6 tRNA genes and 1 rRNA gene are annotated in these 795 nt (G+C 51.1%); all 7 read right to left on the reverse strand.

Features of this window, described 5'->3' with window-relative positions:
- Positions 1–94: 94 nt before the first annotated feature.
- Positions 95–170, reverse strand: a tRNA-Ala gene (locus HZS85_RS16595).
- 22 nt (positions 171–192) lie between these two features.
- Positions 193–269 (reverse strand) — tRNA-Pro (locus tag HZS85_RS16600).
- Positions 270–273: 4 nt separating this feature from the next.
- Positions 274–347: transfer RNA gene (locus HZS85_RS16605), tRNA-Arg, on the reverse strand.
- 38 nt (positions 348–385) lie between these two features.
- Positions 386–472: transfer RNA gene (locus tag HZS85_RS16610), tRNA-Leu, on the reverse strand.
- Positions 473–534: 62 nt separating this feature from the next.
- A tRNA-Thr gene (locus tag HZS85_RS16615) sits at positions 535–610 on the reverse strand.
- 14 nt (positions 611–624) lie between these two features.
- Positions 625–700, reverse strand: a tRNA-Val gene (locus tag HZS85_RS16620).
- A gap of 9 nt (positions 701–709) precedes the next feature.
- Positions 710–795, reverse strand: a 5S ribosomal RNA gene (gene rrf, locus HZS85_RS16625); the annotation flags it as partial.

A 795-nucleotide genomic window follows, 5' to 3' on the forward strand; every position in this document is an offset into this window, starting at 1 on the left:
TCACGATTGACGAAGCTTGCGCTTCATTCGTTTTTGTATTCCGTAGAATACGATTTTTGCCTCATCGTTCAGTTTTCAAAGTTCGTCATAAAAATGGTGGAGCCTAGCGGGATCGAACCGCTGACCTCCTGCGTGCAAGGCAGGCGCTCTCCCAGCTGAGCTAAGGCCCCATTAAAGGGATGAAATTGAAGATGGTCGGGAAGACAGGATTCGAACCTGCGACCCCTTGGTCCCAAACCAAGTGCTCTACCAAGCTGAGCTACTTCCCGAAAATGCACCCTGAGAGATTCGAACTCCCGACCCCTTGATTCGTAGTCAAGTACTCTATCCAGCTGAGCTAAGGGTGCGGAATATAAGGATCAAACAGCAAACATCAAAATGAAAATGGTACCGAGGGCCGGAATCGAACCGGCACGGGGAAACCCCCGCAGGATTTTAAGTCCTGTGCGTCTACCAGTTCCGCCACCCCGGCAGGGATATAAAAGGTAGAACCTTCATTCATAATTGAATTCTGGTGATCATTGAAGATGAAAATGGTGCCGGCAACAGGAGTCGAACCCGCGACCTACTGATTACAAGTCAGTTGCTCTACCAGCTGAGCTACACCGGCAAGTGTAATAAAAATGGTGGAGGATGACGGGATCGAACCGCCGACCCCCTGCTTGTAAGGCAGGTGCTCTCCCAGCTGAGCTAATCCTCCATATGTATCGCCTGGCAGCGTCCTATCCTCACAGGGGGAAGCCCCCAACTACTTTCGGCGTTCAAGTGCTTAACTTCCGTGTTCGGCATGGGAAC

Origin of the sequence: Exiguobacterium sp. s130 (genome assembly GCF_018619055.1) — a bacterium.
In the GTDB taxonomy this organism is placed as follows: Bacteria; Bacillota; Bacilli; order Exiguobacteriales; family Exiguobacteriaceae; genus Exiguobacterium_A.